Source organism: Streptomyces sp. Z26, from assembly GCF_003665095.1.
GTDB lineage: Bacteria > Actinomycetota > Actinomycetes > Streptomycetales > Streptomycetaceae > Streptomyces > Streptomyces phytohabitans.
Genome location: NZ_RCHV01000002.1, coordinates 328680 through 355223 on the forward strand (window position 1 = coordinate 328680; position 26544 = coordinate 355223).

Genomic DNA, 26544 nt, shown 5'->3' on the forward strand with positions numbered 1-26544 from the left:
TTAGCTGTTCACCCGGCCGAGGTACTCGCCGGAGCGGGTGTCGACCTTGATCTTCTCACCGGTGGTGATGAAGAGGGGGACGCCGATCTCGTAACCCGTCTCCAGCCGGGCGGGCTTGGAGCCGCCGGTGGAACGGTCGCCCTGCACGCCGGGCTCGGTGTGCTCGATGGTCAGCTCGACGGCGGCGGGCAGCTCCACGGAGAGCGGGTTGCCCAGGTACATCGCCACGGTGGCCTCGAAGCCCTCGACGAGGTAGTTGGCGCTGTCGCCGCACACCTCACGCGAGACGTGGATCTGGTCGTACGTGTCCATGTCCATGAAGACGAAGTACTCGCCGTCCATGTACGAGAACTGCATCCCGCGTCGGTCCACTGTGGCCGTCTCGACCTTGGTGCCGGCGTTGAACGTCTTGTCCACGGTCTTGCCGGACAGCACGTTCTTCAGCTTGGTGCGGACGAATGCGGGGCCCTTGCCGGGCTTGACGTGCTGGAACTCGACGACGGACCAGAGCTGGTCGCCGTCGAGCTTGAGCACCATGCCGTTCTTGAGGTCGTTCGTGGAAGCCACGGTTGCGGAATCTCCTGAGACTGCTGCCGCGGGGACCAGGAGCCGCAGCTTCGTGGTCAGAGCGCGAGCAGCTCCTTGGTCGTGATGGTGAGTAGCTCGGGTCCGCCGTCCGCCTGCGGGCGGACGACGAGCGTGTCGTCGATGCGGACACCGCCCCGGCCCGGGAGGTGGACCCCCGGCTCGACGGTGACCGGCACACAAGCGTCCAGTTTACCCATGGCGGCGGGGCACAGCCGAGGGTCCTCCCGGATTTCCAGCCCGACACCGTGCCCGACGCCGGTCCTGAGCCCGTCCGCGTACCCCGCCGCCTCCAGCACCTGGCGGCTCGCGCGGTCCACCGCGCCGTACTCGGCGCCCGGCAGCAGCGCCTCCCGCCCGGCCCGCTGAGCGGCGAAGACCAGGTCGTACAGCTCGACCTGCCAGGCCGCGGGAGCGGTGCCGACGACGAACGTACGGCCGACCTGGCAGCCGTATCCGAGGTGCCGGGCGCCGAGGCACACCGACAGGAAGTCGCCCTCCTCCACGCGGCGGTCCGTCGGCCGGTGCCCGGGGATCCCGGCGTGGCTCCCGGTGGCGACGGACGTCGGGAACGCCGGGCCCTCCGCGCCGTGGTCGACGAGGCGGCGGTCCAGCTCCAGCGCGAGGTGCCGCTCGGTGCGGCCGACGAGGATCGACTCGAGGAGTTCGCCGAGCGCCTGGTCGGTCATCTCGGCGGCGTCGCGCAGCGCGGCGATCTCCTCCTCGTCCTTGACCAGCCGCTGCTGTTCCACGGCGCAGGCGAGGCCGGTCAGCCGGAGCCGGGGCGCGGCGGCGGCCAGCGCGCGGTGCCGGGCGACGGTCAGGTGGTGCTCCTCGACGGCGAGGGACCGGGCGCCCGCGCGCGCGGCCAACTCGGCGGCGCCCACGGCCGGTTCGCCTCCGGTGGCGGGCAGGACGCAGCCGCGGAGGCTCTCGTCGGGTACGGACACGGCCGTGCCGGGCGGCACCAGCAGCACGTCGCGGGGTTCGGGGCTGAGCAGCAGGGCGGCGGGCCCGGCGGGGGCGCAGCCTGTCAGGTAGCGGATGTTGGCGGGGCGGGTGACGAGCGCCGCGCCTGCGGGCCCGTCCTGTGCCGCGCAGCGCTCGCGCAGACGTGCGCGACGGGAGACGTGCACCTCGGACATACCGGGAGCGTACGGTCCGCCGCCGGGTCCGGCCGCCCGGGAGGGGCCGTGCGGGGGACGGGGCGTACGCGGCGGGTGCGGGCGTACGGGAAGCGGGCGGGGTGTACGGGGCGCGGGTGGGCGGGCCGGGTGGCCCAGGGCTCACCAGTTCGGCGGGCTCGTCAGGCTGCGCGCCACGACCTCGTCGAGCATGCGGGCCGTGGTGGCCACGTCGTGCCGAGAGTTGTCGATGATCGGCAGCCCCGAGCCGTACCAGCCCGCCATCCGGCCGTGGATGCGCGCGACCTCCTCGTCGGTCAGGCGCCGGTTGCCCTTGCGGGCGGCGTTCCGCTCCAGCACGACCTCCAGGCCGGGCAGCAGCACCACCGGGATGAGGCCGGGGCCGACGTGCCGCTTCCAGCCGCCGAGGCCGATGACCGGGCGGTCCGGGAAGACGGCGTCGTCGAGGATGCAGGAGATGCCGTTCGCCAGGAAGTTGCGGGCGGCGAAGCCGCAGGTGCGGCGGGCCAGGCGGTACTGCGCCTCGGAGTTGTCGTTCCAGCCGGTCTGCGGATCGGCGAAACCGGAACGGACCCACTCCCGTACGTCGTCCAGGCTGATGTGCGCGGTGGGCACGGCCCGCCGCGCGGCCCAGTGCTGCGCCACGGTCGTCTTGCCCGCGCCCGCGGCGCCGATCAGCAGGACGGCCACCGAGGCGCGCGTGGCGTCGAGTTGGGCCGGGTCCGCGACGGGCGCGGGCACCTCGACGCGGGCGCCGGGCGGCAGCTGGATGAAGCCGGTCGTGTCGACGGACACCCGGTGGGGCGGCGGCGCCATCGGCGGCGGGGGCGAGCCCGGCGGCACGTGCGGGCCGCCGGGGTGCCCGGCGGCGACGTGCCCGCCCGGCTGCGGGCCGTGTCCGGGCTGCGGCGCGAGGCCCACCGGGCCCGGCGCGCCGTGCGCCCAGGCGGCCTGGGCTGGCGGCGCGGGCGGTGGCCCGTCGGGAAGCGGAATCTGCTGGGCCCCGGTCGAGTGCCCCGGGACGGGGTCCGGCCGGGGGACGGGCGGCTGCGCCCCGAACTGCTGCATCCGCTCCCACTCCGTATGTTGTCGTGTCGTCAGTACCGAACCGTACCTCTCCCGGGTGTCCTCATGTGAACGACCGGAGAAGAGACCGGGTGCCCCGTCCGGCGGCTCAGCCGGAGACCTCCTCGGCGAGGGCCCGCAGCGCCAGCGCGTACGAGCCGACGCCGAAGCCCGCGAGGGTGCCCGTGGCCACCGCCGCGACCACCGAGGTGTGACGGAACTCCTCCCGCGCGTACGGGTTCGAGAGGTGCACCTCGATCAGCGGAGCGGTCCGTTGCGCGGCGGCGTCCCGCATCGCGTACGAATAGTGCGTGAACGCACCGGGGTTGAGCACGACCGGCACGCGCCCGTCGGCGGCCTCGTGCAGCCAACGGACCAGCTCGCCCTCGTCGTTGGTCTCCCGGACCTCGACGTCGAAGCCCAGCTCGGCGCCGAGCGCGGTGCACCGTTCGACCAGCCCGGCGTAGGACGTGGAGCCGTAGACGTCGGGCTCGCGGGAGCCGAGGCGGCCGAGGTTGGGGCCGTTCAGCACGAGGACGCGGCGGGCGGTCACGCGGCGATCTCCGCGTGCGCTGCCAGCAGCATGGCCGGGTCGGGGCCCTCCAGCACGGCGGGCCGGGCGAGGCCGTCGAGGACGATGAAGCGCAGCAGGTCGCCGCGGGACTTCTTGTCGACCTTCATGGTCTCCAGCAGCTTCGCCCACTGGTCGCCGCGGTAGGTGACGGGGAGCCCGACGGACTCCAGCACCGCGCGGTGCCGGTCGGCGGTGGCGTCGTCCAACCGCCCGGAGATCCGGCCGAGTTCGGCGGCGAAGACCATGCCGACGGAGACGGCGGCGCCGTGCCGCCAGTTGTAGCGCTCGTTCTTCTCGATGGCGTGCGCGAGGGTGTGCCCGTAGTTGAGGATCTCCCGCAGGCCCGCCTCCTTCAGGTCCGAGCCGACGACGTGCGCCTTGACGCGGATGGAGCGCTCGATCAGTTCGGCGGTGTGCGGGCCCTCGGGCGTACGGGCCGCGGCCGGGTCGCGTTCGACGAGTTCGAGGATGGCCGGGTCCGCGATGAAACCGGCCTTGATGATCTCGGCGAGGCCGCTGACGTAGTCGTGCACCGGCAGCGAGTCGAGGGCCGCCAGGTCGCAGAGGACCCCGGCGGGCGGGTGGAAGGCGCCGACGAGGTTCTTGCCCTCGGCGGTGTTGATGCCGGTCTTGCCGCCGACCGCGGCGTCCACCATGCCCAGCACGGTGGTCGGCACGGCGATCCAGCGCACGCCGCGCAGCCAGGTCGCGGCGACGAAGCCCGCGAGGTCGGTGGTGGCGCCGCCGCCCACGCCGACGATCACGTCGGTGCGGGTGAAGCCGCTCTGGCCGAGGGCCTTCCAGCAGTACGCGGCGACCTCGGCGGTCTTGGACTCCTCGGCGTTGGGCAGCTGCACCGCGATCGCCTCGTAGCCGCTGTCGGCGAGGTCCGCGCGCAGCACCTCGCCGGTCTCGGCCAGCGCCTCGGGGTGGAGTACGGCGACGCGGCGGGCCGACGTGCCGATCAGGCCGGGGAGTTCGCCGAGGAGCCGCCGTCCGATGAGGACGTCGTACGGGTCGCTGCCCGCGCTGCCGTCCACGGTGATGCGCGTCTGTGCGTCACTGGTCATACCTGCTTGAGCTCCAATGCGTCGAGGACCGCCCGTGCGACCTCCTCGGGTCCGCGTTCGTCGGTGCTGACGACGGCGCGGGCGACCTCGGTGTAGAGCGGGCGGCGCTGGTCCATGAGGTCACGCCACTGCTTGCGCGGGTTGACGGTGAGCAGCGGGCGCGGGGCGTCCAGGCCGACCCGCTTGACGGCCGCGGCGACGCCCAACTCCAGGTAGGCGACGGGCAGTCCGGCCAGCAGCTGCCGGGTGGCGGCGGACAGGACGGCGCCGCCGCCGAGCGCCAGTACGCCGTCGTGCCCGGTGAGGGCGGCGCGTACGGCGGCCTCCTCCAGTTCGCGGAAGTACGCCTCGCCGTCGTCGAGGAAGAGGTCCGCGATCGGCTTGCCCGCGGTGGCCACGACGTCGTCGTCGGTGTCGCGGTAGGCGGCGCCCAGCCGTTCCGCGAGCAGCCTGCCCACGGTGGACTTGCCGGCTCCGGGCGGGCCGACGAGGACGACCACGGGGGTGCTCATGTGATCTCCAGGTGTTCCAGGTAGGTCGTGACGTTCCGCCGGGTCTCCCCGACGCTGTCGCCGCCGAACTTCTCCGCGACCGCGTCCGCGAGGACCAGCGCGACCATCGCCTCCGCGACGATCCCGGCGGCGGGCACGGCGCACACGTCCGACCGCTGGTGGTGCGCCTGCGCGGGCTCGCCGGTGGCCACGTCGACGGTGGCGAGGGCGCGCGGGACGGTGGCGATGGGCTTCATCGCGGCCCGTACGCGCAGGAGTTCACCGGTCGACAGGCCGCCCTCGGTGCCGCCGGAGCGGCCGGAGGCACGGCGTACGCCCTGGTCGGTGACGAGGATCTCGTCGTGCGCGCGGGACCCGGGGACGCGCGCCAGCTCGAAGCCGTCGCCCAGCTCCACGCCCTTGATGGCCTGGATGCTCATCAGCGCCCCGGCGAGCCGCGCGTCCAGCTTGCGGTCCCAGTGCACGTGGGAGCCGAGGCCGACGGGCACGCCGTACGCCAGCACCTCCACCACGCCGCCGAGGGTGTCGCCGTCCTTGTGCGCCTGGTCGACCTCGGCCACCATCGCGCCGCTCGCCTCGGCGTCCAGGCAGCGCACGGGGTCCGCGTCGAGCGCGGCGACGTCGGCGGGCACGGGGTGCAGGCCGTACGGCGCGCGGGCCGCGCCCAGCTCCACGACGTGCGAGACGATCTCGACCCCGGCGGTCTCCCTCAGGTACGAGCGGGCGACCGTGCCGAGCGCCACGCGGGCCGCCGTCTCGCGGGCGCTGGCGCGCTCCAGCACGGGACGGGCCTCACCGAACGCGTACTTCTGCATGCCCGCCAGGTCGGCGTGGCCGGGGCGCGGCCGGGTCAGCGGCGCGTTGCGCGCGAGCTTGGCCAGCTCCTCCGGGTCGACCGGGTCGGCCGACATGACCTGCTCCCACTTCGGCCACTCGGTGTTGCCGACCATGACCGCGACCGGCGAGCCGAGCGTCAGCCCGTGCCGTACGCCGCCGAGGAACGTGACCTCGTCGCGCTCGAACTTCATGCGCGCGCCGCGGCCGTAGCCCAGCCGCCGACGGGCCAGCCCGTCCGCCACCATGTCGGTGGTCACGGGCACGCCGGAGGGGAGGCCCTCCAGCGTCGCCACCAGTGCGGGGCCGTGCGACTCCCCCGCCGTCAGCCAGCGCAACCTGCTCAACGGTGCTCCTCGATCTCGCGCCTCAGCGCAACGTCTGCCTGCTCCGATCCTCCCACGCGCGGCACCCGCCGCCCGCCGCCCCCGGTGCCGCTCAGCCGGGAGGCGGGGGCGCGCCCGAGCGCGCGGCGAGCGCGTCCTCGCCCGCGTGCCGCATCGCGGCCAACGGGGCCGGGGCGCGGCCCGTCATCTGCTCGACCTGGAGGACCGCCTGGTGGACGAGGAGGTCGAGACCGCCGACGACGGTGCCGCCCGCCCGCGCCCAGGCCGCGGCCAGCGGCGTGGGCCACGGCTCGTACACCACGTCGAACAGCGTGCCGGGCTCGGCGGGCAGCGCGCCCGCCACGGCCAGGCCGTCGGTCGCCCCGGCCGGGGTGGTGGCGACGACCAGCGGGGCGCGCAGCGCCTCGGCGGCGTCGGCCCAGGGCGCCGTACGGACGTCCACGCCGAGCCGTTCGCCCCAGCCGCGCATCTCCTCGGCGCGCGCCTCACCCCGTACGTACGCCGTGACCTCGCCCGCGCACACGCGGGACAGCGCGGCGAGGGCGGAGGCGGCGGTGGCGCCGGCGCCGAGGACGGCGGCGCGCGGTACGCGGTCGACGCCGCGCTCGTGCAGGGCGGCGACCATGCCGTGGATGTCGGTGTTGTCCCCGACGCGGCGGCCGTCCGGCGTACGGATCACCGTGTTGACGGCCTCGACGGCGGCGGCGGTGGGGGTGACCTCGTCCAGGTGCGGGATGACGACGCGCTTGAGCGGCATGGTGAGGGACAGCCCGGCCCACTCGGCGCCGAAGTCGCGCAGGAAGTCGCCGATGCCGGACTCGTCGACCTCGTACCGCTCGTACGTCCACTCCGCCAGGCCGAGTGCGGCGTACGCGGTGCGGTGCAGCACCGGGGAGAGCGAGTGGGCGATGGGTGAGCCGAGTACGGCGGCCCGCCGGTGGCCGGGCGCGGACATCAGCCGCCGTTCCCGTGTTCGCGCTGGTAGTCGTTGAAGTCCTGGACGTTCTTCTCGTGTTCGGTGTGGCTGGCGGTGAAGCGGGTCTCGCCGGGCTTGACGCTGACGAAGAACAGCCAGTCGCCCGCGGTCGGGTCGAGCGCGGCGTCGAGTGCCTGGTTGCCCGGGTTGTCGATGGGGCCGGGCGGCAGTCCGTCGTGCAGGTACGTGTTGTACGGCGAGTCGAACTTGGTGTCCTCGACGGTGGTGTTGAGCTTCGACTCGCCCTTGGCGTAGTTGATGGTCGAGTCGAACTGGAGGGCCATGCCGTCGTCCAGCCGGTTGTAGATGACCCGGGAGACCTTGCCGAAGTCGGCGTCCTCCTGGGCCTCGGCCTGGATCAGCGAGGCGATCGCGACGATCTCCTCCGGGGTCCTGTCGAGCTTCTTCGCCTCGGCCTCCAGCCCCACCTTCTGGAACTCGGCCTCGGCGCGCTTGACCATGCCCTTGAGCACGCTCTCCGGCGAACTCTTCGGCCCCACCGTGTACTTGGCGGGGAACAGCAGTCCCTCCGGGTTCCCGTCGGCCCACTCCGGCAGGCCCAGGTCGCCGTCGGCGGCGGCCTTCTTGGTGGTGCCCGGCTTCTTCTCCAGCTTCTTGTCGATCAGTTCGTAGATCTGCGTGGCCCGCAGTCCCTCGGGGATGATGAGGGCGCTCTGGCTGGCCGGGTCGAGCATCATGTCGATGGCCGACGACGCGGACATCTCCTTCTTCAACGTGTAGACGCCCGCGTGGATGCCCGCGGACTTCCCGTTCTCCTCGGCCGCGGACACGAACGCGTCGTGGCTCTTGACCACTCCGGCCTTCTTGAGGATGTTCCCCATGTCGGACAGCGAGGAGCCCTCGGGTACGTCCACCTGGACGCTGCCGCTGCCGTCGCCGGAGTAGTCCGGGGCGTCGCCGAAGCGGGACTCGTAGAACTGGTAGCCGAAGTAGCCGATGCCGCCGACCACGCTGGTCAGGCCGAGGGCGACGACCATGCAGGCGCAGCCGCCCCGCCGCTTGGTGCCGCCGCCGCGGCGACCGCGACGGCCGTCGTCCTCGTCGTCGTACCCGTCGTCGCCGTCCCGGCCGCCGTCCGCGCCGTCGCGGCCCCGGCCGCGGTCGGCGTCGTCGTCGCGGTCGGCGAAGAACGCGTGCTCCCCGCGGTCCGGTCCGGGGTCCCAGTCCGGGCCCTGGCCGTCGTCCCAGCCGGTGTCCCCGCCGGGGTGGTCCTGGCGCTGCGGCGCGCCGGGCCCGGCCTGGCCGTGCGAGCCCTGCTGCCCGCCGCCCGCGTACGGGTCGTACTGCGGATGGCCGCCGGTGCCGTACGGGTCCTGCTGCTGCCCGTACGGATCACCGCCCGGCCCGTACGGCTGCCCCTGCGGGTAGACCTCGCCCTGACCCTGCTGGTCCCAGCCACCGCCGTACGCCGCCTGCTGCGGGTCCTGGTACGTCTGGCCCTGCTGCCCGCCGCCCGCGTACGGGTCGTACTGCGGGTGACCGCCGGTGCCGTACGGGTCCTGCTGCTGCCCGTACGGATCACCGCCCGGCCCGTACGGCTGCCCCTGCGGGTAGACCTCGCCCTGACCCTGCTGGTACTGCCCCGCGTACGGATCGGCGTACGGGTCCGCCTGCCGGGCGGCGGGGTGGTTGCCGTCCCAGCCCTGGTCCCCGAACAACGGGTCGTCGGGGTACCACGGTTGGGAGCCGGTGCCCCGGCCATGCTCAGTCATCGATCCCCTTGCGCCGCGGACGGCAGCGTGATGTGCGCGCTGATGACGCGACGGTCCTGACTACCCGCGGCGTTGGTGGTGTTCGAACAGTTGCCGTGTCGCGCCGGACGTTACCGTACCGCGATCAGACAACCACTTCGACGCACTGCCCCGGCGGCCGGCCGGACGCCCGTTCGGTCTCCAGCGCGCTCTGGAGGATCACGACGGCCGCCGCCTGGTCGATCCGCGCCCGCCCCTTCTTGGCGTTGACGCCGGAGGCGCGCATGCCCTGAGCAGCCGTCACGGTGCTCAGTCGCTCGTCGACGAGGCGTACGGGCACAGGGGTGACGGCCCGCGCGAGCCGGTCCGCGAACGCGCGCGCCTTGGCCGCCGCCGGGCCCTCCCGGCCGTTCATGGACCGGGGCAGGCCGACGACGACCTCCAGCGGCTCGTACTCCGCGACCAGCTCCCCCAGCCTGCGGTGCGCTGACACCGCGTCACGGCCGGGGACGGTCTCGACGGGCGTGGCGAGGAGCCCGTCGGGGTCGCTCGCCGCGACCCCGATCCGGGCCTCCCCCACGTCGACGGCGAGCCGTCGGCCACGTCTCATCAGGCGCTCTCCGCCACCAGGCGCTCCACGGCGGCCATCGCGGCGTCCACCGCGTCCGGGTCCTGCCCGCCGCCCTGCGCCAGGTCCGGCTTGCCGCCGCCCCCGCCGCCGAGCGTCTTGGCCGCGGCACGCACCAGGTCACCGGCCTTCAGGCCGCGGTCGCGCGCGCCGTCGCTCGTCGCGATGACGGTGAGCGGGCGGCCGCCCGTCACGGTGAACAGCGCGACCACCGCGGGCCGTCCCTGGAGGCGGCTGCGGACGTCGAGCACGAGGGTGCGCAGGTCGTCGGCGGTCGTGCCGTCCGGCACGCGGCCGAGGGCGAGGGCGACGCCCCGTACGTCCCTGGCGGAGTCCGCGAGACCACCGGCGGCCTGGAGGACCTTCTCGGCGCGGAACCGCTCGATCTCCTTCTCCGCGTCCTTGAGCTTGCCGAGCATCCCGGAGATCTTCTCCGGCAGCTCCTCGGGCCGCCCCTTGACCAGCTCGGTGAGCTGCGAGACGACGGTGTGCTCGCGGGCCAGGAAGCGGTACGCGTCCACGCCCACCAGGGCCTCGACGCGGCGCACGCCGGAGCCGATGGAGGACTCGCCGAGCAGCTTCACCAGGCCCAGCTGCGCGGTGTTGTGCACGTGGGTGCCGCCGCACAGCTCCTTGGAGAAGTCGCCGATGGACACGACGCGGACCTGCTCGCCGTACTTCTCGCCGAACTCCGCGAGCGCGCCCTGCTTCTTGGCCTCGTCGATGGACATCACCTCGGCGGAGACGTCGAGTTCACGGGCGAGCACCTCGTTGATCTTCTGCTCGACGTCGGTCAGCACACCGCCGGGCACGGCGGCCGGGGAACCGAAGTCGAAGCGGAAGCGGCCCGGCGAGTTCTCCGAACCGGCCTGCGCGGCGGTCGGCCCGAGGGCGTCGCGCAGCGCCTGGTGCGTGAGGTGCGTGGCGCTGTGGGCACGGGCGATGGAACGGCGCCGGGCCAGGTCGATCTGGCTGTACGCGGTCGCGCCGACGGTCACCTCGCCGACCTGCACGGTGCCCTTGTGCACGCTGACGCCGGGCACGGGCTGCTGCACGTCCCGTACGTCCACGACGGCGCCGCTGTCCAGCCGGATGCGGCCGGTGTCCGCGAGCTGGCCGCCGCCCTCGGCGTAGAACGGCGTACGGTCCAGGACCAGTTCGACGTCGTCGCCCTCGTGGGCGGCGGGCGCGGGCACCCCGTCGACGAGCAGCCCGACGACGGCGGACTCGCCCTCGGTGGCGGTGTACCCGGTGAAGACGGTGGTGCCGGAGGAGTCGGCGACCTGGCGGTACGCGGACAGGTCGGCGTGGCCCTGCTTCTTGGAGCGGGCGTCGGCCTTGGCCCGTTCGCGCTGCTCCTTCATCAGCCGCCGGAAGCCCTGCTCGTCGACCGAGAGGCCCTGTTCGGCGGCCATCTCCAGGGTGAGGTCGATGGGGAAGCCCCAGGTGTCGTGCAGCAGGAACGCCTTGTCACCGGCGAGTACGGTGCCCCCGCCGGAACGGGTCTCCGTCACGGCGGTGTCGAGGATGTTGGTGCCCGCCTTCAGCGTCTTGAGGAAGGCGGCCTCCTCCGCGAGGGCGACGGTCTCGATGCGCTTGCGGTCCGTCTCCAGCTCCGGGTACTGCGGGCCCATGGCCTTGATGACGGTGTCCGTCAGCTCCGCGACCGTGGGCCCGGAGGCGCCGAGGATGCGCATGTTGCGGATGGCGCGGCGCATGATGCGGCGCAGGACGTAGCCGCGCCCCTCGTTGCCCGGGGTCACGCCGTCGCCGATCAGCATGACGGCGGTACGGATGTGGTCCGCGACGACGCGCAGCGACACGTCGCTGTGGTCCGCGGCGCCGTACGCGACACCCGTCAGCCCGGTGGCGCGGTCGATGATCATGCGCGTGGTGTCGATCTCGAACATGTTGTGGACGCCCTGGAGGATCATCGCGAGGCGTTCGAGGCCGAGGCCGGTGTCGATGTTCTGGCTGGGCAGGTCACCGAGGATCGGGTAGTCCTTGCCGGTGCCCGCGCCGCGCTCGTACTGCATGAAGACCAGGTTCCAGATCTCCACGTAGCGCTCGTCGTTGGCGATCGGGCCGCCCTCGACGCCGAACTCCGGGCCGCGGTCGTAGTGCACCTCGGAGCAGGGGCCGCAGGGGCCGGGGACGCCCATGTCCCAGTAGTTCTCCGACTTGCCGAGGCGCTGGATGCGCTCGGCGGGGACGCCGACGGTGTCGTGCCAGATGTGCCAGGCGTCGTCGTCGTCCTCGTAGACCGTGATCCAGAGCAGCTCGGGGTCGAGCCCGTAACCGCCGTCGTCCTGGGAGAGGGTGAGCAGCTCCCAGGCGAACTTCGCGGCGCCTTCCTTGAAGTAGTCGCCGAAGGAGAAGTTGCCGCACATCTGGAAGAACGTGCCGTGCCGGGTCGTCTTGCCGACCTCTTCGATGTCGGGCGTGCGCACGCACTTCTGCACGCTGGTGGCGCGCGCGTACGGCGGCTTGACCTCGCCGAGGAAGAGGGGCTTGAAGGGGACCATACCCGCGTTCACGAGGAGCAGCGTCGGGTCGTCCGCGATGAGCGACGCCGACGGCACGACGGTGTGCCCGCGCTCCTCGAAGAAGCGCAGCCAGCGGCGGCGGATTTCAGCCGACTCCATCAGTGGTCCTCATTCCGGTCGTACGGGTGTGTCGGGTGCGGGTGGCCCGTGTCGGTGCGCGCCTGCCCGTGCGTACGGGGGCGTGCCTGGTGGCCGAGCTGCGGCGCGCGCGGGGGCGGGCCGAGGGGCCGCGCCGCGCGGGACGCCGGGGCGACGCGCGCGGGGAGTTCGGGGTGGTCCGCGTCGACGGGGGCGTCGAGGCCGAGGGCGTCGTGGAGTTCGTCCTCGCGCTGCACCATGCCGGTGCGTACGTCGACGGCGAAGTCGCGGAGCCGGTGACCGGTCTCGATCGCCTTGTCGGCCGCGCGCGCGGCGAGCGACTCGGGGGTGAGGCTGCGCAGCTTGCGGTGGGCCTTGTTCGTGGCCCAGACGCCCGCGGCGGCGCCGGTGGTGAACCAGAAGGCTCGGCGGAACATGGTGCGGATCAGCCCTTTCCACGGTTGCGGCCGCCGCGCCTGTCGGTGGACAGCGTGCGTCCGGGGACGACCCGGGTCCGGCGCGTGGGAGCGCTCCGTTCGGACTCCCCGTCGCGCTGGCGGCCGAGCGCGCGGCGCACGCCGTACCCGAAGGACGCCACCTTGACCAGCGGTCCGCCGAAGACGGACGAGACGGTGGTGGAGAGCGCGGAGGCGTTGGCGGTGACTTCCTGGACGTCGGTGGCGATCGAGTCGACCCGGTCCAGCTGCGTCTGCGCGGAGCGTACGGTCGCGGACGCCTCCCCGAGCAGCGGAACGGCCCGTTCCGTCACGCTCGTCACCAGTTCGGTGGCCGCCTTGAGCGTCTGCGCGAGTCTCACCAGCACGACGGCGAGGAACGACACCAGGATCGCCCAGAAGACGGCCACGAGGAGGCCGGCCACCTCTCCACCGGACACGCTGCACCGCTTCCTTCGTCTGTACGGGGTCGGCCGCCGCCCGTGGGACGCGGACCGCTCCGGGCGCGGCGGCGGACTACCGACCCTATCGCGCCGCGGCGGCTCGACCCCACCGCATAAAGCGCCTGTCGTCGCCCACCGCGACGCGCCCGCCCCGGGCGATTGTACGGTCCGCGCGCCGGCAAGTACGCTCCGTGTTTCATGCGACGCTTCCCGCGCTCCGGCCCCAACTCCCGGGACTACGGCGACGGTCCAGGTGACGGCCCCGACCCGGCCGCCGGTCCCGGCGGGTCCGCGCCCTCCGGCGACCAGCCCGACCCCCTCCCGGGCAATCTCCCCGTTCCGCTCGACCGGTTCGTGGGGCGCCGTTCCGAAGCGGCCCGGCTCTGCCTGCGGATGGCGGCGTCCCGGCTCGTCACGGTCACCGGCATGGGCGGGATGGGGAAGACGCGGCTGGCGGGGTACTGCGCGGCGCGCGTGCAAAATCGCTTCTGCGGCGGTGTGTGGCTGGTCGAGCTGTCCACCCTGCGGGACGGCGCGCTCCTGGACCACGCCGTGGTCGAGGCGTTGGGGCTGTCGGACCGCGGCGGCCACTCGCCGCGCTCCACCCTGCACCGGCACTTCGCGACCGGCTCCGCCCTGCTCGTGCTGGACGGCGTCGAGCACCTGGTGCCCGAGTGCGCGGAGCTGACCGAGGACCTGCTGCGCCGCTCCCCCGGCCTGCGGGTGCTGGCCACGGGCCGCCGCACGCTCGGCGTCGCCGGTGAACAGGACTTCCCGCTGGGCCCGCTGAGCGAGGAGGACGCCGCCGAGCTGTTCCGCGAGCGCGCCTCGGCCGTGCTGCCCGGCTTCGGCTCGTCGGGCGGTACGGGCGGACGGCCCGCCGCCGTACGGGAGTTGTGCGCGCGGCTCGACCGCATCCCGCTCGCCGTGGAGCTGGCGGCGGGACGGCTGCGCGCGCTGTCGCTCCAGCAGATCACGCAGCGCCTCGACGACCGGTTCACGCTGCTGACGGGCTCCGCGCACGGGCACGCGCCACGGCACCGGGCGCTGCGTACGGCGATCGGCTGGAGCCACGAACTGTGCACGCCGGAGGAACGCCTGCTGTGGGCGCGGCTGTCGGTCTTCGGCGGCGACTTCGGGCTGGAGGCGGCCGAGTACCTGTGCGCGGGCGGCGACCTCCCCGCCGACCGGGTGCTGCCCGCGCTGGACGGGCTCGTCGCGCAGTCCGTCGTCGTACGGGAGGAGCGGGACGGCGCGGACGGGCAGGCGCGTTACCGGCTGCTGGACACCGTACGGGAGTACGGCGCCGACTGGCTGGCCGAGTTGGGCGACCGGGACCGGCTGCGGCAACGGCACCGCGACTGGTACCTGGGGCTGGCGACCTGGTGCGAGCTGGACTGGTTCAGCCCGCGGCAGGCGGAGGTCACCGCGCGGCTGGAGCAGGAGCTGCCGAACCTCCGGGTGGCGCTGGAGTACAGCCTGGAGAGCGCGGAGGACCCGCACCTCGGCCAGTACCTGGCCGGGACGCTGTGGTTCCACTGGGTCGTGTGCGGCCGACTGGCCGAGGGCAGCCACTGGTTGGAGCGGACGCTGGCCGTCGAGGGCCACCAGCCGGAGGTACGGGCGAAGGCGCTGTGGGCGGCGGGCCTGCTGCACGCGCTGCGCGCGGACACCGTCCGCGCGCTCGGCGCGCTGCACGAGTGCCTGGACCTGGCGGAGGCGCACGACGACGCGGCGGCCACGGCGTACGCGACGCAGATACTGGGCTGCCTGGCGCTCACCGACGGCGATCCGGCGCGCGCGAAGACGCTGCTGACGGAGGCCGTGGAGCGCTTCCGCGGCCTCGGCGAGCTGAACACGCTCGTGGTCCTGGCGCAGGTGATGCTGGCACTGGCGTACGCCCGCGACGGGGAGACCGCGGCGGCCGTCGCCCTCGGCGAGGAGGCCCGGGAGGTGCTGGTGGACAGCGGCGAGCAGTGGGCGCTGTCGTACGCGCTGTACGCCCTGGCGCACGCCCGTCTCGCGGGCGGGGAGCGGGACCGGGCGACCGCCCTGGTCGTCGCGTCCCTCACGCTGAAGCGGGAGTTGGACGACGTCCTGGGGATGGCGCTGGCGCTGGAGACGCTGGCGCTGCTGACCGTGGCCGAGGCGCCGGAGCACGCGGCGGAACTGCTGGGGGCAGCGTCCTGCGGCTGGCGTACGGCGGGGCCGCGGCACCCGTCGTACGGCGCGCGGGGCGAGGACCACGGCGCGCGGGCGCGCGAGGCGGCGCGGGCGGCGCTGGGCGGGGCGGCGTACGAGGCGGCCCGGCTGCGCGGGCGGCGGCGCGGGCTCCGCGCGGTGGTCCGCGCCGAGGTACGGGCGCGGCGCGGGCGGACGGCGGCCGCGCAGCGGGCGGCGCACGGGGAGGAGCCGGGTCCCTCGGCCGTGGAGGCCGGGACCCGGTCCGGCTCCGAGAACGCCGACGCGCGGCCGACCGAGGGTCGACCGCGCGAGTTCGGCGCACCGGGGGCGTGGCGGCCCTAGCCGCCACGGCGGGGGCGTCAGCCGGTCGGCACCGCGTACGGTGACCGGCTCATCGCGTCCCGCCCGCCCCCGGCGGGCGCCGGGAGTACGGTACGGCGCTCAGCGCGCGTAGTACTCGACGACCATCTGCTCGTCGCAGATCACCGGGATCTCTTTCCGGTTCGGGTCGCGGTCCAGACGGAAGGCGAGCGCCTCCAGGTTGACCTGGAGGTAGCGCGGGGTCTCACCGTCGGGAGCGTAGCCACCCTCGCGGGCGACCAGGAACGGGTGCTTGCTGCGGCTGCGCTCGCGCACCTGCACGACGTCGTCGGGGCGCACCCGGAACGACGGCTTGTCGACCTTGCGGTCGTTGACCGCGATGTGGCCGTGCACGACCATCTGCCGGGCCTGGTAGATGGTGCGGGCCAGACCGGACCGCAGGACGAGCGCGTCCAGACGGCGCTCAAGCTCGATGATCAGGGCCTCGCCCGTCTTGCCGTCGACCTTCCGAGCGCGGTCGTAGGCACGCACCATCTGGCGCTCGCTGATGTCGTACTGCGCGCGCAGACGCTGCTTCTCCAGCAGACGCACCTTGTAGTCGCTGTTCTGCTTGCGACCACGACCGTGCTCGCCCGGGGGGTAGGGGCGCTGCTCGAAGTACTTCACGGCCTTCGGAGTCAGGGCGATACCGAGTGCCCGCGACTTCTTGACCTTGGGACGCGACTGGTTCACGTTGAACGGACCTCCGTGTAAGTTAGGTGAGCCTTACCTTAGTTGGAGGAGTACGCATGTTTCGACCTGGGATCCCCCTGTCCAGCACCGATGCCGATGCCGGAACGGGTCAGCCGCGTCCCGTGGAAGACGCCCGGCAGCCCACTGCGGCCGAGCGCATACGAACCCTCGTGGAGTCCAGCCTAACCGCCTCGCTGACCCTCCCCGGCACCGAGGGTGCCGTAGCGCCCGATCCGCTCGGGTCGTGGTGCCCGGACGCCCGCGCCGTCACCCCCGACGGGGACCTGATCCTGCTGCTCCCCGCAGACGCCCCGGCGGCACGCGCCGCCGCGTACGCGCAGGACGACGACATCACCACCGTGATGGAGATCACCGACGTCGCCCCCGTCTCCGTGCCGCACCGCATCCGCGGGCGCGCCTGGGTCGCCGGGTGGCTGACGGCCGTACGGAACGGCCAACGCGCCGCGTACGCCCGGCTGCTCACCGAGGCGCAGCCGTCGGCGCCCGCCGCGGGCGCGGGGCGGATGCTGCTGCGGCTGGAGGTCGGCGAGGCGTACGTGGACGACCTGTGGGGCGCCGAGCAGATCGAGCCGGAGGACTTCGCCGCCGCGCGGCCCGACCCGCTGGCGGGGCACGAGGCGGAGCTGCTCCAGCACCTCGCGGCCGCGCACGACGGGCGGATGCGCGAGCTGTGCGCGCTGCTGGGCGACGACTTCCTGCGGGACTGCGGCAGTTGGGACCAGGTGACGCCGCTGGCGCTGGACCGGCACGGACTGCGGGTGCGCTTCTCCGCCACCGGGCGGTGCTTCGACGCGCGCTTCGAGTTCCCCGAGCCCGTGCGGGACGTGGCCGAACTGCGGCTCGCCATGCACCAGTTGTTCCAGGCCGCCGCCACGGAGCGGTGACCGGGACCGGCGGACGCACGGGAGCGGACGGGGGCGCACCGCCCGCCGCGCACGCCCCGTACGCGGCACAGGCCCCGGACCCGCCGCACGCCCCGGACGCGGCCGCTCACTCCTCCCCGTGGCGCTCACCCCGCAGTCGCGCCCGTACCCGCTCGGCCACGTCCGCGTACCGCGCCTCCGCGCCGTGCCGCGTCGGCTCGTAGTAACGCTTGCCGTGCACCGCGTCCGGCGCGTACTGCTGCGCGGCGATGCCGCCGGGCACGTCGTGCGGGTACTGGTATCCCTTGCCGTGGCCGAGCGACGCCGACCCCTTGTAGTGGCTGTCGCGCAGATGCGGCGGCACCGGACCGGCCAGCCCCGCCCGTACGTCCGCGAGGGCCGCGTCGATCGCGACGTACGCCGCGTTGGACTTGGGCGCGAGGGCCAGCGCCACCGTCGCGTGCCCGAGCGTGATGCGGGCCTCGGGGAAACCGATCATCGCCACGGCCTGCGCCGCCGCGACGGCCGTCTGGAGCGCGCTCGGATCGGCCAGGCCGATGTCCTCGCTCGCCGAGATCATCAGCCGTCGCGCGATGAACCGCGGGTCCTCGCCCGCCTCGATCATGCGCGCCAGGTAGTGCAGGGCCGCGTCCACGTCGGAGCCGCGGATGGACTTGATCAGGGCGCTCGCCACGTCGTAGTGCTGGTCGCCGTCCCGGTCGTACGTCACCGCCGCCCGGTTGACCGCCTCCTCCAGCGTCGCGACGGCGACCTCCGTCTCCCCCTTCGCCAGCGCCGCGCCCGCGCCCGCCTCCAGCGCGGTGAGCGCCCGGCGGGCGTCGCCGCCCGCGATCCGCAGCAGATACGCGACGGCGTCGTCGGGCAGCGTGACCGCGCCGCCGAGCCCGCGCTCCTCGGCCGCCGCCCGTATCAGCAGGCCGCGCAGGTCGTCGTCGCTCAGCGGCTCCAGTGTGAGGAGCAGGGAGCGGGAGAGCAGCGGGGAGATCACCGAGAAGTACGGGTTCTCCGTGGTGGCCGCGATCAGCGTCACCCAGCGGTTCTCGACGGCGGGCAGCAGGGAGTCCTGCTGTGCCTTGCTGAAGCGGTGGATCTCGTCGAGGAAGAGGACGGTGTCCTTCCCGTACGCCCCCGAGGAGCGCTTGGCGCCCTCGATGACGGCCCGGACCTCCTTCACCCCGGCGGTGATCGCGGACAGCTCGACGAAACGCTTGTCGGTGGCCTGGCTGACGACGTACGCCAGGGTGGTCTTGCCGGTGCCGGGCGGACCCCAGAGCAGCACGGACGACGGGCCCGCGGGGCCGCCGCCGGACTCGCCGACGAGTCGGCGCAGGGGTGATCCGGGGCGCAGCAGGTGCCCCTGGCCGACCACCTCGTCCAGGACGCGCGGACGCATCCGCACGGCCAGCGGGCTGGCGGACGGGTCGGTGGCCTGGCGCTCCTCGGCGGCGGCGGTGAACAGGTCGGGTTCCACGTCGGAAACCCTAAGTCACGGCACCGACAACGCGGCGGGCGGCGGCAGGCTCCCCTTCACGGGGGACCGGCCGCCGCCCGCGCGGGCGTGGCGTTCGTCAGCTCGTCCAGAAGTCCCACCAGCGCGTCAGCACCATCATGCCGATGACGCCGACGTGCAGGACCGGCACGACCCAGTGGAACTCGGCCGCGAGGTCCCGGAGCCCGGCGGGCGCGGGCAGGAAGCGCTGCCGCATGTTGAACCCGGTCACGTACCAGAACATGAAGATCGTCGCGACCCACGCCAGGCAGCACCACAGGCAGAGGGAGTTGATCTCGTACAGCGACTGGTACTGGAGCCAGGTCACGAACCCGACGCCGAACAGCGTGCCCGCGTTGAACGCCAGCCAGTACCAGCGTGGGAAGGTGGCGCCCGTCAGCAGGCCGACCCCGACGCAGATCACGATCCCGTACGCGACGAGCCCGAGCATCGGGTTGGAGAAGCCGAAGGCGGACGCCTGGTCGCTCTCCATGATGTTGCCGCAGGAGACGATGGGGTTGAGGCTGCACCCCGGCGTGAAGGTCTTGCCCTCCGCCTTCGCCTCCAGGATCTTCGTCTTGTCGATCGTGATCACCCAGGAGGCCAGCAGGCCCGCCGCCCCGGTGATGATCAGCAGCCAGCCGAAGGCGCGGCCGGCGCCGACGGCACCCGTACTGGTCCCGTCCTGCCGGGCCGGGGCGTTACCGGGGGGTGCCGTCGTCGTCATAGCGCTGTCGTCCCGTCATTCGTCGAAGTCGAGCGTCCGCTCATTATGGACCAACGCCCGTGCCCTCAGCCGACCTTCGCCTGAACCGCGGTGACCACTCGATCGAGTGGTACGGCCTCCTGTTCACCGGACTCCAGGTCCTTCAGCTGGACGGTGCCCTCCGCGAGGTCCCGCTCCCCCAGCACCAGCGCCCAGCGGGCGCCGGAACGGTTGGCCGACTTCATCGCGTTCTTCAGGCCCTTGCCGCCGAACGCGAAGTCCGCCGCGACGCCCTCCCGGCGCAGCCGCGTCACCACGCCGAACAGCGTGCGCCGCGCCTCCTCGCCCAGGGGGACCGCGTACACCCGCGGGCCCGCCGCCACCTGCGGACGTACGCCCTCGGCGCGGAGCGCGAGCACCGTACGGTCGACGCCCAGCGCCCAGCCCACGGAGGGCAGTTCGGGGCCGCCGATCATCTCCGACAGGCCGTCGTACCGCCCGCCGCCGCCGACGGCCGACTGGGAGCCGAGGCCGTCGTGGACGAACTCGAAGGTCGTACGGGTGTAGTAGTCCAGGCCGCGCACCAGCCGGGGGTCGTCCTCGAAGGCGACGCCCGCGGCGGTGAGCAGCTCGCGCACCTGCTCGTGGTACGCCTTGCACGCCTCGCACAGGTGGTCCCGCATCATGGGCGCGTCGGTCAACTGCCGCTGCACGGCCTCGCGTTTGTCGTCCAGCACCCGCAGCGGGTTGATCTCGATGCGGCGCCGGGTCTCCTCGTCCAGGTCGAGACGGCGCAGGAACTCCTGGAGCGCGGCGCGGTAGACGGGGCGGCACTCGCGGTCGCCCAGGGAGTTGAGCAGCAGCCGGAAGCCGCGCAGGCCCAGCGACCGGTACGCGTCGTCGGCAAGGATGATCAACTCGGCGTCCAGCGCCGGGTCCTCGGCACCCAGCGCCTCGGCGCCGATCTGCGAGAAGTGCCGGTAGCGACCGGCCTGCGGGCGTTCGTAGCGGTAGTACGAGCCCGAGTACCACAGCTTCACGGGCAGGGCGCCGCGGTGCAGGTTCGCCTGGAGCGCGGCGCGCAGCACGGAGGCCGTGCCCTCGGGGCGCAGTGCCAGCTCGTCGCCGCCGCGCGTCGTCAGCGTGTACATCTCCTTGGTCACGATGTCGGTGGACTCCCCGACACCGCGCGAGAACAGCTCGACCTGCTCGAAACCGGGGGTCTCCACATAGCCGTAGCCGGCCCGCCGCAGGGGTGCGGCGAGCGCCTCGCGCACCGCGAGGAACTCCGCGGAGTCCGGCGGGATCAGGTCGTAGGTGCCCTTGGGGGCGGAAAACGTGCTCACGGAAGTCGTCGTCACATTCCTCGTCGCGGAGCGGCGCGTACGCCGTCACCGGGACCGCTCGCCGCCACCTCCCGCAGGAAGGGGTTGGTGGCGCGTTCGCGGCCGATGGTCGTCTGGGGGCCGTGGCCGGACAGCACCACCGTCGAGTCCTCCAGCGGCAGGCACACCCGTGCCAGCGAGGAGAGCAGCTCGGCGTGGTCGCCGCCCGGCAGGTCGGTACGTCCTACGGAGCCGGCGAACAGCAGGTCGCCCGAGAACAGGACGGGTGGCACGTCGTCCCGCTCGGGCATGCCGAAGGTCACCGACCCCTTCGTATGGCCGGGGGCGTGCGCCACGGTCAGTTCCATGCCCGCCAGGCCCAGCGTCGCGCCGTCGGTCAGCTCCCGCAGGTCGTCGGGCTCGCCGATGGTCAGCTCGCCCATCAGCTGCTGCCCGATGCTGCGACCGAGCGCCTTCTCCGGGTCGCTGAGCATGTACCGGTCGTCGGGGTGGACCCACGCGGGCACGTCGTGCGCGCCGCACACCGGCATCACGGACGCGACGTGGTCGATGTGTCCGTGCGTGAGGACGACGGCGACCGGCTTCAGCCGATGCTTGGCGACGGCCTCCCGCACGCCCTCGGCGGCCTGGTGGCCCGGGTCGATGATCACGCACTCCTCACCGGCGGCGGGGGCGACCAGATAACAATTGGTCCCCCAGGCCCCGGCGGGGAACCCCGCAACGAGCACGTTCGTCCTTCAGTCGTCCGACAGGTGGCTGTGGCTGGCGACGAGCCTACCGGCGGCGGTGCGGACGCGGCGAACCCGTATACGGTACGGGCCAAGTCCATGGTCGTACGTACGGTCGGGCGGTCACTCCCGTACGTACCCGGTGCCGAAGGAGACGAGCGGTGGTCAGCAGTGAGCAGCGGCGGAAGCAGCTCGCACGGGAGAAGTTCCAGCGACAGCTGGAGCGCCGTGCCGCGGCCCGGCGCAGGGCGCGGATCAGGAACGCGGCGATAGCGGCCGGTGTGGTGCTGGTGCTCGGCGCCGTGTCGGCGTACGCGGCGAACGGCGGGCTGAACCCGGACGAGAAGAAGGACAAGGCGGCCGACGAGCCCAGCAAGGCGCCGGACCCCTGCGGGAAGCCCGCGGAGGGCGAGCCGAACGGCAAGCAGTGGAAGAAGGAGCCGAAGCTCGACGTCGACGAGTCGGCGGCGTACACCATGACGCTCCGCACGACGTGCGGCGACATCGGGATGGAGCTGGACGCGAAGAACGCGCCGCACACGGTGAACTCGTTCCGGTTCCTCGCGGGCGAGGGGTTCTTCGACCACACCCCGTGCCACCGGCTGACGACCGGCGGGGTCGCCGTCCTCCAGTGCGGCGACCCGACGGGGAAGGGCAACGGCGGCCCCGGCTACACACTGCCGGACGAGAACCTCAAGTCGCCGCGGATCAAGGGCGGCGTCTACCCGGCGGGCACCCTCGCGATGGCGAACACCGGGCAGAAGGACAGCGGCGGCAGCCAGTTCTTCGTCGTGCACAAGGACAGCGAGCTGCCCCCGTCGTACACGCCGTTCGGGAAGGTCTCCGCGTCGGGGATGAAGGTGCTCGGGAAGATCGTCGAGGCGGGCGTCGCCGATGGCGCACCCGACGGGCCGCCCAACGCGACCGTCGTGATCGACAAGGCCACGGTCAAGGCCGGTTGACCGGACTCCACCTGATCTGATCAGGAGCGGAGTCCGCCCCGGGGGCGAGAATTCGGTGCGCGCTGGATGCGGACAGCGCGGGCGCCGTTCGCCTATCTTGGCCATGACGAAACCTGTGGACGATGCCAGGAGGCCGCAACTCCTCGCTGGACATCATGTGGAGGAGGCGCTGTGAGCAGCGACCGGTGGGGCCGCGTCGACGAGGCGGGGACCGTGTACGTACGCACGGCGGACGGCGAGAAGGTCGTCGGCTCCTGGCAGGCGGGCTCTCCCGAGGAGGCGCTCGCCTACTTCGAGCGCAAGTACGAGGGCCTGGTCGTCGAGATCAGCCTCCTCGAGAAGAGGCTGCGGACCACCGACCTGTCCGCCAAGGACGCCAACACCGCGATCGGGCACCTGCGGGAGCAGGTCGACGCGCACCACGCGGTGGGCGACCTGGACGCGCTGCGGCAGCGGCTGGACAAGCTCGCCGGGACGATCGAGGAGCGCCGCGAGGAGCGGAAGGCGCACAAGGCGAAGCAGACGGAGGAGGCCCACAAGGCCAAGGAGGACCTGGTCGCGGAGGCCGAGCAGCTGGCGGAGAGCGACCAGTGGCGGGTGGCCGGGGAACGGCTGCGGGCGCTCGTGGACGTCTGGAAGGGCCTGCCACGGCTGGACCGCAAGACGGACGACGAGCTGTGGCACCGCTTCTCGCACGCCCGTTCCGCGTTCTCCAAGCGCCGCAAGGGGCACTTCGCGCAGCTCGACGCGCAGCGCGAGGACGCCCGGCGGCGCAAGGAGCAGCTGGTCTCCGAGGCGGAGGCGCTGTCCAAGTCCCGCGACTGGGGGCCGACGGCCGCGAAGTACCGCGACCTGATGCAGGACTGGAAGGCCGCGGGCCGGGCGCAGCGGGAGCACGAGGAGGACCTGTGGAGCCGCTTCCGCGGCGCGCAGGACGTCTTCTTCCAGGCCCGCAGCGAGGTGTTCGCGGAACGGGACAGCGAGCAGCGGGAGAACCTGACGCGCAAGGAGGAGCTGGCCGCCGAGGCGGAGAAGCTGCTCCCGATCACCGACCTGAAGGCGGCCCGCGCGGCCTTCCGCGGCATCAACGAGCGCTGGGACGCGATCGGGCACGTGCCCCGGGACTCGAAGGCGCAGATCGAGGGCCGCGTGCACACCGTGGAGCGGGCGCTCCAGGAGGCCGAGGAGGCCGAGTGGCGCCGTAGCAACCCGGAGGCGCGGGCCCGTGCGGCCGGGCTGACCGGGCAGTTGCAGGACGCGGTGGACAAGCTCGAAGCGCAGGCCGAGAAGGCGCGGGCGGCGGGCAACACCGCGAAGGCCGCCAAGCTGGAGCAGGAGCTGGCGGGCCGCCGCGCCCTGCTGGACCAGGCGCTCAAGGGCCTGGAGGAGTTCGGCGGCTGAGCACGCCGGACGCGCTGGACGACAGCCGTACGCGGAACGGGCCGGTCCCCCGGGGGTCGGCCCGTTCCGCGTACGGCTGTCGTGGCGCTCGCGTACGGGCGCGGTCGTTCGGACGCGGTCGTCAGGACGGCGGTCAGGGGCGCCGGGCGGAGGTGACGCGGTACACGTCGTACACGCCCTCCACCCCGCGTACCGCCTTCAGCACGTGCCCCAGATGCTTGGGGTCACCCATCTCGAACGTGAAGCGGGACGTGGCCACCCGGTCCCGGGACGTCTGCACGGCCGCCGAGAGGATGTTGACGTGCTGGTCCGAGAGGACGCGCGTGACGTCCGACAGCAGTCGCGACCGGTCGAGGGCCTCGACCTGGATCGCCACCAGGAAGACGGACGACTGGGTGGGCGCCCACTCGACGTCGAGGATGCGCTCCGGTTCGCGGGACAGCGAGTCGACGTTGACGCAGTCGGCCCGGTGCACCGAGACGCCGCTGCCGCGCGTGACGAAGCCGATGATGGGGTCGCCGGGCACGGGCGTGCAGCAGCGCGCGAGCTTCACCCACACGTCGTCGACGCCCTTGACGACGACGCCCGGGTCGGAGCTGGAGCGGCGCTTGCCCTTGTTCAGCGGCGGGGTGGTCTCCGCGATGTCCTCGTTGGCCTCGTCCTCGCCGCCGAGGGCGTGGACCAGCTTCTGCACGATGTTCTGCGCGGTGACATGACCCTCGCCGATGGCGGCGTAGAGGGCGGAGATGTCCGGGTAGCGCATCTCGTGGGCGAGGGTGACGAGGGAGTCGCCGGTGAGGATGCGCTGGATGGGCAGGTTCTGCTTGCGCATGGCCCGCGCGATGGCGTCCTTGCCCTGCTCGATCGCCTCGTCCCGGCGTTCCCGCGTGAACCAGGCGCGGATCTTGTTGCGGGCGCGCGGTGACTTGACGAAGCCCAGCCAGTCCCGCGAGGGGCCCGCGCCGGACGCCTTGGAGGTGAAGACCTCGACCAGGTCGCCGTTGTCCAGCGTCGATTCGAGCGGCACGAGCCGCCCGTTGACGCGTGCCCCTATGGTGCGGTGGCCGACCTCGGTGTGCACCGCGTACGAGAAGTCGACGGGGGTGGCGCCGGCGGGCAGCGCTATGACGTCGCCCTTGGGAGTGAAGACGAAGACCTCGTTGCGCGACAGGTCGAAGCGGAGCGACTCCAGGAACTCCCCCGGGTCCTCCGTCTCCTTCTGCCAGTCCAGCAGCTGCCGCAGCCACGCCATGTCGTTGAACGTGTCCTGGTCCTTGCCCGCCTTCTTGGGCACGTCCGTACGGACCTTGGAGGCGCCGGCGACGGCCTCCTGCTTGTACTTCCAGTGCGCGGCGATGCCGTACTCGGCGCGGCGGTGCATGTCGAACGTACGGATCTGCAACTCGACGGGCTTGCCGCTGGGGCCGATGACCGTCGTGTGCAGCGACTGGTACATGTTGAACTTCGGCATCGCGATGTAGTCCTTGAACCGCCCCGGCACCGGGTTCCAGCGGGCGTGGACGGTGCCGAGCGCCGCGTAGCAGTCGCGGACGGTGTCGACGAGGACGCGGATGCCCACCAGGTCGTAGATCTCGGCGAAGTCGCGGCCTCGCACGATCATCTTCTGGTAGACGCTGTAGTAGTGCTTGGGCCGGCCGGTGACGGTCGCCTTGATCCGGGCGCCCCGCAGGTCCGCCTGGACCTCGTCGGTGACGACGGCGAGGTACTCGTCGCGCTTCGGCGCGCGCTCCGCGACGAGCCGCACGATCTCGTCGTACATCTTCGGGTAGAGAATCGCGAACGCGAGGTCCTCCAGCTCCCACTTGATGGTGTTCATGCCCAGGCGGTGGGCGAGCGGGGCGTAGATCTCCAGCGTCTCGCGGGCCTTCTGCTCCTGTTTCTCCCGCTTGAGGTAGCGCATCGTGCGCATGTTGTGCAGCCGGTCGGCCAGCTTGATGACCAGGACGCGCGGGTCCTTGGCCATCGCCACGACCATCTTGCGTACGGTCTCGGCCTGCGCGGCCTCCCCGAACTTCACCTTGTCGAGCTTGGTGACGCCGTCCACGAGCAGGGCCACGGCGTCACCGAAGTCACGGCGGAGGGTGTCGAGCCCGTACTCCGTGTCCTCGACCGTGTCGTGGAGCAGGCCCGCCATCAGGGTCGCCGGGTCCATGCCCAGCTCCGCGAGGATGGTGGTGACGGCGAGCGGGTGCGTGATGTACGGGTCGCCGCTCTTGCGCTTCTGGCCGCGGTGCCAGCGCTCCGCGACCTGGTACGCGCGCTCGATCCGGCGCAGCGTCGACGACTCGATCTTCGGGTCGTTGCCGCGGACGATCCGCAGCAGCGGCTCCAGCACCGGGTTGAACGGGCTGGAACGCTGCACGCCGAGCCGGGCGAGCCGGGCTCGTACCCGGTTGGACGACCCGGACCGGCCGGAGACCCCGGACACGGGGCGGGCCGAGGCGGGGTCGGTGTCCGGGCCGGTGGCCGCTGCGGGGGCGGGTGGGGTGGCGGGGGGCTGTGGGGCGTTCGGGGCGGACCGGTGCGTGACGGGGCCTGCCGGGCCACCGCGCGTGGGCGGCTGCGGCTTTCGGGCGCTGCCGCTCTCGTCGGGCACCGCGCCCGTCCCGGTGGCGCCGGGCTCGGGCTGCTGGTGCTGCGCGGCGGCGAACGGCTGGGCCTCGTCTGGCAAGTGCACTCCTCGTTGGACCCCAGGGTGGACTGCCATGGTAGCGACCTCGGCGCGACAGGCCCCGGCCGCACCCGGCAGGGGGCCCACGGGAAGGGGCACGCACAGCGG

23 protein-coding genes are annotated in these 26544 nt (G+C 73.0%); 4 read left to right on the top strand and 19 right to left on the bottom strand.

What is annotated here, in order from left to right:
- The 13 genes from efp to D7M15_RS01545 form a co-directional block, all read right to left on the bottom strand.
- The gene (gene efp / locus D7M15_RS01485; RefSeq protein ID WP_121515816.1) at positions 1–567 is read right to left on the bottom strand and encodes an elongation factor P; all 567 of its coding nucleotides are present in this window, start codon (positions 565–567) and stop codon (positions 1–3) included.
- Between the two features lie 56 nt (positions 568–623).
- A complete protein-coding gene (locus D7M15_RS01490) occupies positions 624–1730 on the bottom strand; it encodes a M24 family metallopeptidase (RefSeq protein ID WP_121515817.1) in 1107 nt (368 codons plus the stop codon).
- A gap of 141 nt (positions 1731–1871) precedes the next feature.
- Positions 1872–2798, bottom strand: coding sequence for an AAA family ATPase (locus tag D7M15_RS01495; RefSeq protein ID WP_121515818.1), 927 nt, complete (start codon positions 2796–2798; stop codon positions 1872–1874).
- Positions 2799–2904: 106 nt separating this feature from the next.
- Complete coding sequence (aroQ, locus tag D7M15_RS01500; RefSeq protein ID WP_121515819.1) at positions 2905–3348, bottom strand: type II 3-dehydroquinate dehydratase; 444 nt, start codon at positions 3346–3348, stop codon at positions 2905–2907.
- Entirely contained in the window at positions 3345–4439 is a 1095-nt protein-coding gene (gene aroB / locus D7M15_RS01505) for a 3-dehydroquinate synthase (protein WP_121515820.1), read from the bottom strand. Before aroB ends, aroQ begins: the two co-directional genes overlap by 4 nt.
- Positions 4436–4951 (bottom strand): shikimate kinase, encoded by a 516-nt coding sequence (locus D7M15_RS01510; RefSeq protein WP_121515821.1) that lies wholly within the window; start codon positions 4949–4951, stop codon positions 4436–4438. Before D7M15_RS01510 ends, aroB begins: the two co-directional genes overlap by 4 nt.
- The gene (gene aroC, locus D7M15_RS01515) at positions 4948–6132 is read right to left on the bottom strand and encodes a chorismate synthase (RefSeq protein WP_121515822.1); all 1185 of its coding nucleotides are present in this window, start codon (positions 6130–6132) and stop codon (positions 4948–4950) included. The genes D7M15_RS01510 and aroC overlap by 4 nt, the downstream gene beginning before the upstream one ends.
- Before the next feature lie 91 nt (positions 6133–6223).
- Positions 6224–7087 carry a shikimate dehydrogenase gene (locus tag D7M15_RS01520; RefSeq protein WP_121515823.1) on the bottom strand — a complete coding sequence of 288 codons (864 nt, stop codon included), beginning with the start codon at positions 7085–7087 and terminating at the stop codon, positions 6224–6226.
- Complete coding sequence (mltG, locus tag D7M15_RS01525; RefSeq protein ID WP_121515824.1) at positions 7087–8841, bottom strand: endolytic transglycosylase MltG; 1755 nt, start codon at positions 8839–8841, stop codon at positions 7087–7089. The genes D7M15_RS01520 and mltG overlap by 1 nt, the downstream gene beginning before the upstream one ends.
- Positions 8842–8965: 124 nt before the next feature.
- Positions 8966–9430: a Holliday junction resolvase RuvX gene (gene ruvX, locus D7M15_RS01530; RefSeq protein WP_121515825.1), complete on the bottom strand. Its 465-nt coding sequence runs from the start codon at positions 9428–9430 to the stop codon at positions 8966–8968.
- Positions 9430–12093, bottom strand: a complete 2664-nt coding sequence (gene alaS, locus D7M15_RS01535; RefSeq protein ID WP_121515826.1) for an alanine--tRNA ligase — start codon at positions 12091–12093, stop codon at positions 9430–9432. The genes ruvX and alaS overlap by 1 nt, the downstream gene beginning before the upstream one ends.
- Complete coding sequence (locus tag D7M15_RS01540; RefSeq protein WP_121515827.1) at positions 12093–12509, bottom strand: DUF6167 family protein; 417 nt, start codon at positions 12507–12509, stop codon at positions 12093–12095. Before D7M15_RS01540 ends, alaS begins: the two co-directional genes overlap by 1 nt.
- Before the next feature lie 8 nt (positions 12510–12517).
- Positions 12518–12967 (bottom strand): DUF948 domain-containing protein, encoded by a 450-nt coding sequence (locus D7M15_RS01545; RefSeq protein ID WP_121515828.1) that lies wholly within the window; start codon positions 12965–12967, stop codon positions 12518–12520.
- Positions 12968–13168: 201 nt separating this feature from the next.
- Here D7M15_RS01545 and D7M15_RS01550 point away from each other — a divergent pair, with 201 nt between their 5' ends.
- On the top strand, positions 13169–15496 hold the full coding sequence (locus D7M15_RS01550; RefSeq protein WP_206337303.1) for an AAA family ATPase: 2328 nt from the start codon (positions 13169–13171) through the stop codon (positions 15494–15496).
- Between the two features lie 99 nt (positions 15497–15595).
- On the opposite strand, the gene rpsD is transcribed toward D7M15_RS01550, so the two are convergent.
- The gene (gene rpsD, locus D7M15_RS01555; protein ID WP_121515829.1) at positions 15596–16207 is read right to left on the bottom strand and encodes a 30S ribosomal protein S4; all 612 of its coding nucleotides are present in this window, start codon (positions 16205–16207) and stop codon (positions 15596–15598) included.
- Between the two features lie 56 nt (positions 16208–16263).
- On the opposite strand from rpsD, the gene D7M15_RS01560 reads away from it, so the two are divergent.
- On the top strand, positions 16264–17112 hold the full coding sequence (locus tag D7M15_RS01560; RefSeq protein WP_240649083.1) for a DUF2470 domain-containing protein: 849 nt from the start codon (positions 16264–16266) through the stop codon (positions 17110–17112).
- A gap of 106 nt (positions 17113–17218) precedes the next feature.
- Here the strand turns inward: D7M15_RS01560 and D7M15_RS01565 are convergent, their stop codons facing one another.
- The 4 genes from D7M15_RS01565 to D7M15_RS01580 all read right to left on the bottom strand — a co-directional run bounded on the left by D7M15_RS01565 (position 17219) and on the right by D7M15_RS01580 (position 21381).
- Complete coding sequence (locus tag D7M15_RS01565; protein ID WP_121515831.1) at positions 17219–18583, bottom strand: replication-associated recombination protein A; 1365 nt, start codon at positions 18581–18583, stop codon at positions 17219–17221.
- Positions 18584–18680: 97 nt separating this feature from the next.
- Positions 18681–19328 (bottom strand): vitamin K epoxide reductase family protein, encoded by a 648-nt coding sequence (locus D7M15_RS01570; RefSeq protein WP_121515832.1) that lies wholly within the window; start codon positions 19326–19328, stop codon positions 18681–18683.
- 65 nt (positions 19329–19393) lie between these two features.
- Positions 19394–20653 (bottom strand): histidine--tRNA ligase, encoded by a 1260-nt coding sequence (hisS, locus tag D7M15_RS01575; protein WP_121520088.1) that lies wholly within the window; start codon positions 20651–20653, stop codon positions 19394–19396.
- An 11-nt stretch (positions 20654–20664) separates the two neighbouring features.
- The gene (locus tag D7M15_RS01580) at positions 20665–21381 is read right to left on the bottom strand and encodes an MBL fold metallo-hydrolase (RefSeq protein WP_121515833.1); all 717 of its coding nucleotides are present in this window, start codon (positions 21379–21381) and stop codon (positions 20665–20667) included.
- A gap of 161 nt (positions 21382–21542) precedes the next feature.
- Between D7M15_RS01580 and D7M15_RS01585 the strand changes: the two genes are divergently transcribed.
- On the top strand, positions 21543–22343 hold the full coding sequence (locus D7M15_RS01585) for a peptidylprolyl isomerase (protein ID WP_121515834.1): 801 nt from the start codon (positions 21543–21545) through the stop codon (positions 22341–22343).
- Positions 22344–22514: 171 nt separating this feature from the next.
- Entirely contained in the window at positions 22515–23744 is a 1230-nt protein-coding gene (locus D7M15_RS01590; protein ID WP_121515835.1) for a DUF349 domain-containing protein, read from the top strand.
- A 133-nt stretch (positions 23745–23877) separates the two neighbouring features.
- Here the strand turns inward: D7M15_RS01590 and D7M15_RS01595 are convergent, their stop codons facing one another.
- Entirely contained in the window at positions 23878–26436 is a 2559-nt protein-coding gene (locus tag D7M15_RS01595) for a bifunctional (p)ppGpp synthetase/guanosine-3',5'-bis(diphosphate) 3'-pyrophosphohydrolase (RefSeq protein ID WP_121520089.1), read from the bottom strand.
- Positions 26437–26544 lie beyond the last annotated feature (108 nt).

Coding starts and splice junctions, on each gene's coding strand:
- D7M15_RS01510 (WP_121515821.1), bottom strand. CDS start 4,951: ATGAGCACCCCCGTGGTCGTCCTCGTCGGCCCGCCCGGAGCCGGCAAG.
- aroB (WP_121515820.1), bottom strand. CDS start 4,439: ATGACCAGTGACGCACAGACGCGCATCACCGTGGACGGCAGCGCGGGC.
- D7M15_RS01490 (WP_121515817.1), bottom strand. CDS start 1,730: ATGTCCGAGGTGCACGTCTCCCGTCGCGCACGTCTGCGCGAGCGCTGC.
- alaS (WP_121515826.1), bottom strand. CDS start 12,093: ATGGAGTCGGCTGAAATCCGCCGCCGCTGGCTGCGCTTCTTCGAGGAG.
- D7M15_RS01520 (WP_121515823.1), bottom strand. CDS start 7,087: ATGTCCGCGCCCGGCCACCGGCGGGCCGCCGTACTCGGCTCACCCATC.
- D7M15_RS01550 (WP_206337303.1), top strand. CDS start 13,169: ATGCGACGCTTCCCGCGCTCCGGCCCCAACTCCCGGGACTACGGCGAC.
- D7M15_RS01560 (WP_240649083.1), top strand. CDS start 16,264: ATGTTTCGACCTGGGATCCCCCTGTCCAGCACCGATGCCGATGCCGGA.
- D7M15_RS01495 (WP_121515818.1), bottom strand. CDS start 2,798: ATGCAGCAGTTCGGGGCGCAGCCGCCCGTCCCCCGGCCGGACCCCGTC.
- ruvX (WP_121515825.1), bottom strand. CDS start 9,430: ATGAGACGTGGCCGACGGCTCGCCGTCGACGTGGGGGAGGCCCGGATC.
- mltG (WP_121515824.1), bottom strand. CDS start 8,841: ATGACTGAGCATGGCCGGGGCACCGGCTCCCAACCGTGGTACCCCGAC.
- D7M15_RS01540 (WP_121515827.1), bottom strand. CDS start 12,509: ATGTTCCGCCGAGCCTTCTGGTTCACCACCGGCGCCGCCGCGGGCGTC.
- D7M15_RS01570 (WP_121515832.1), bottom strand. CDS start 19,328: ATGACGACGACGGCACCCCCCGGTAACGCCCCGGCCCGGCAGGACGGG.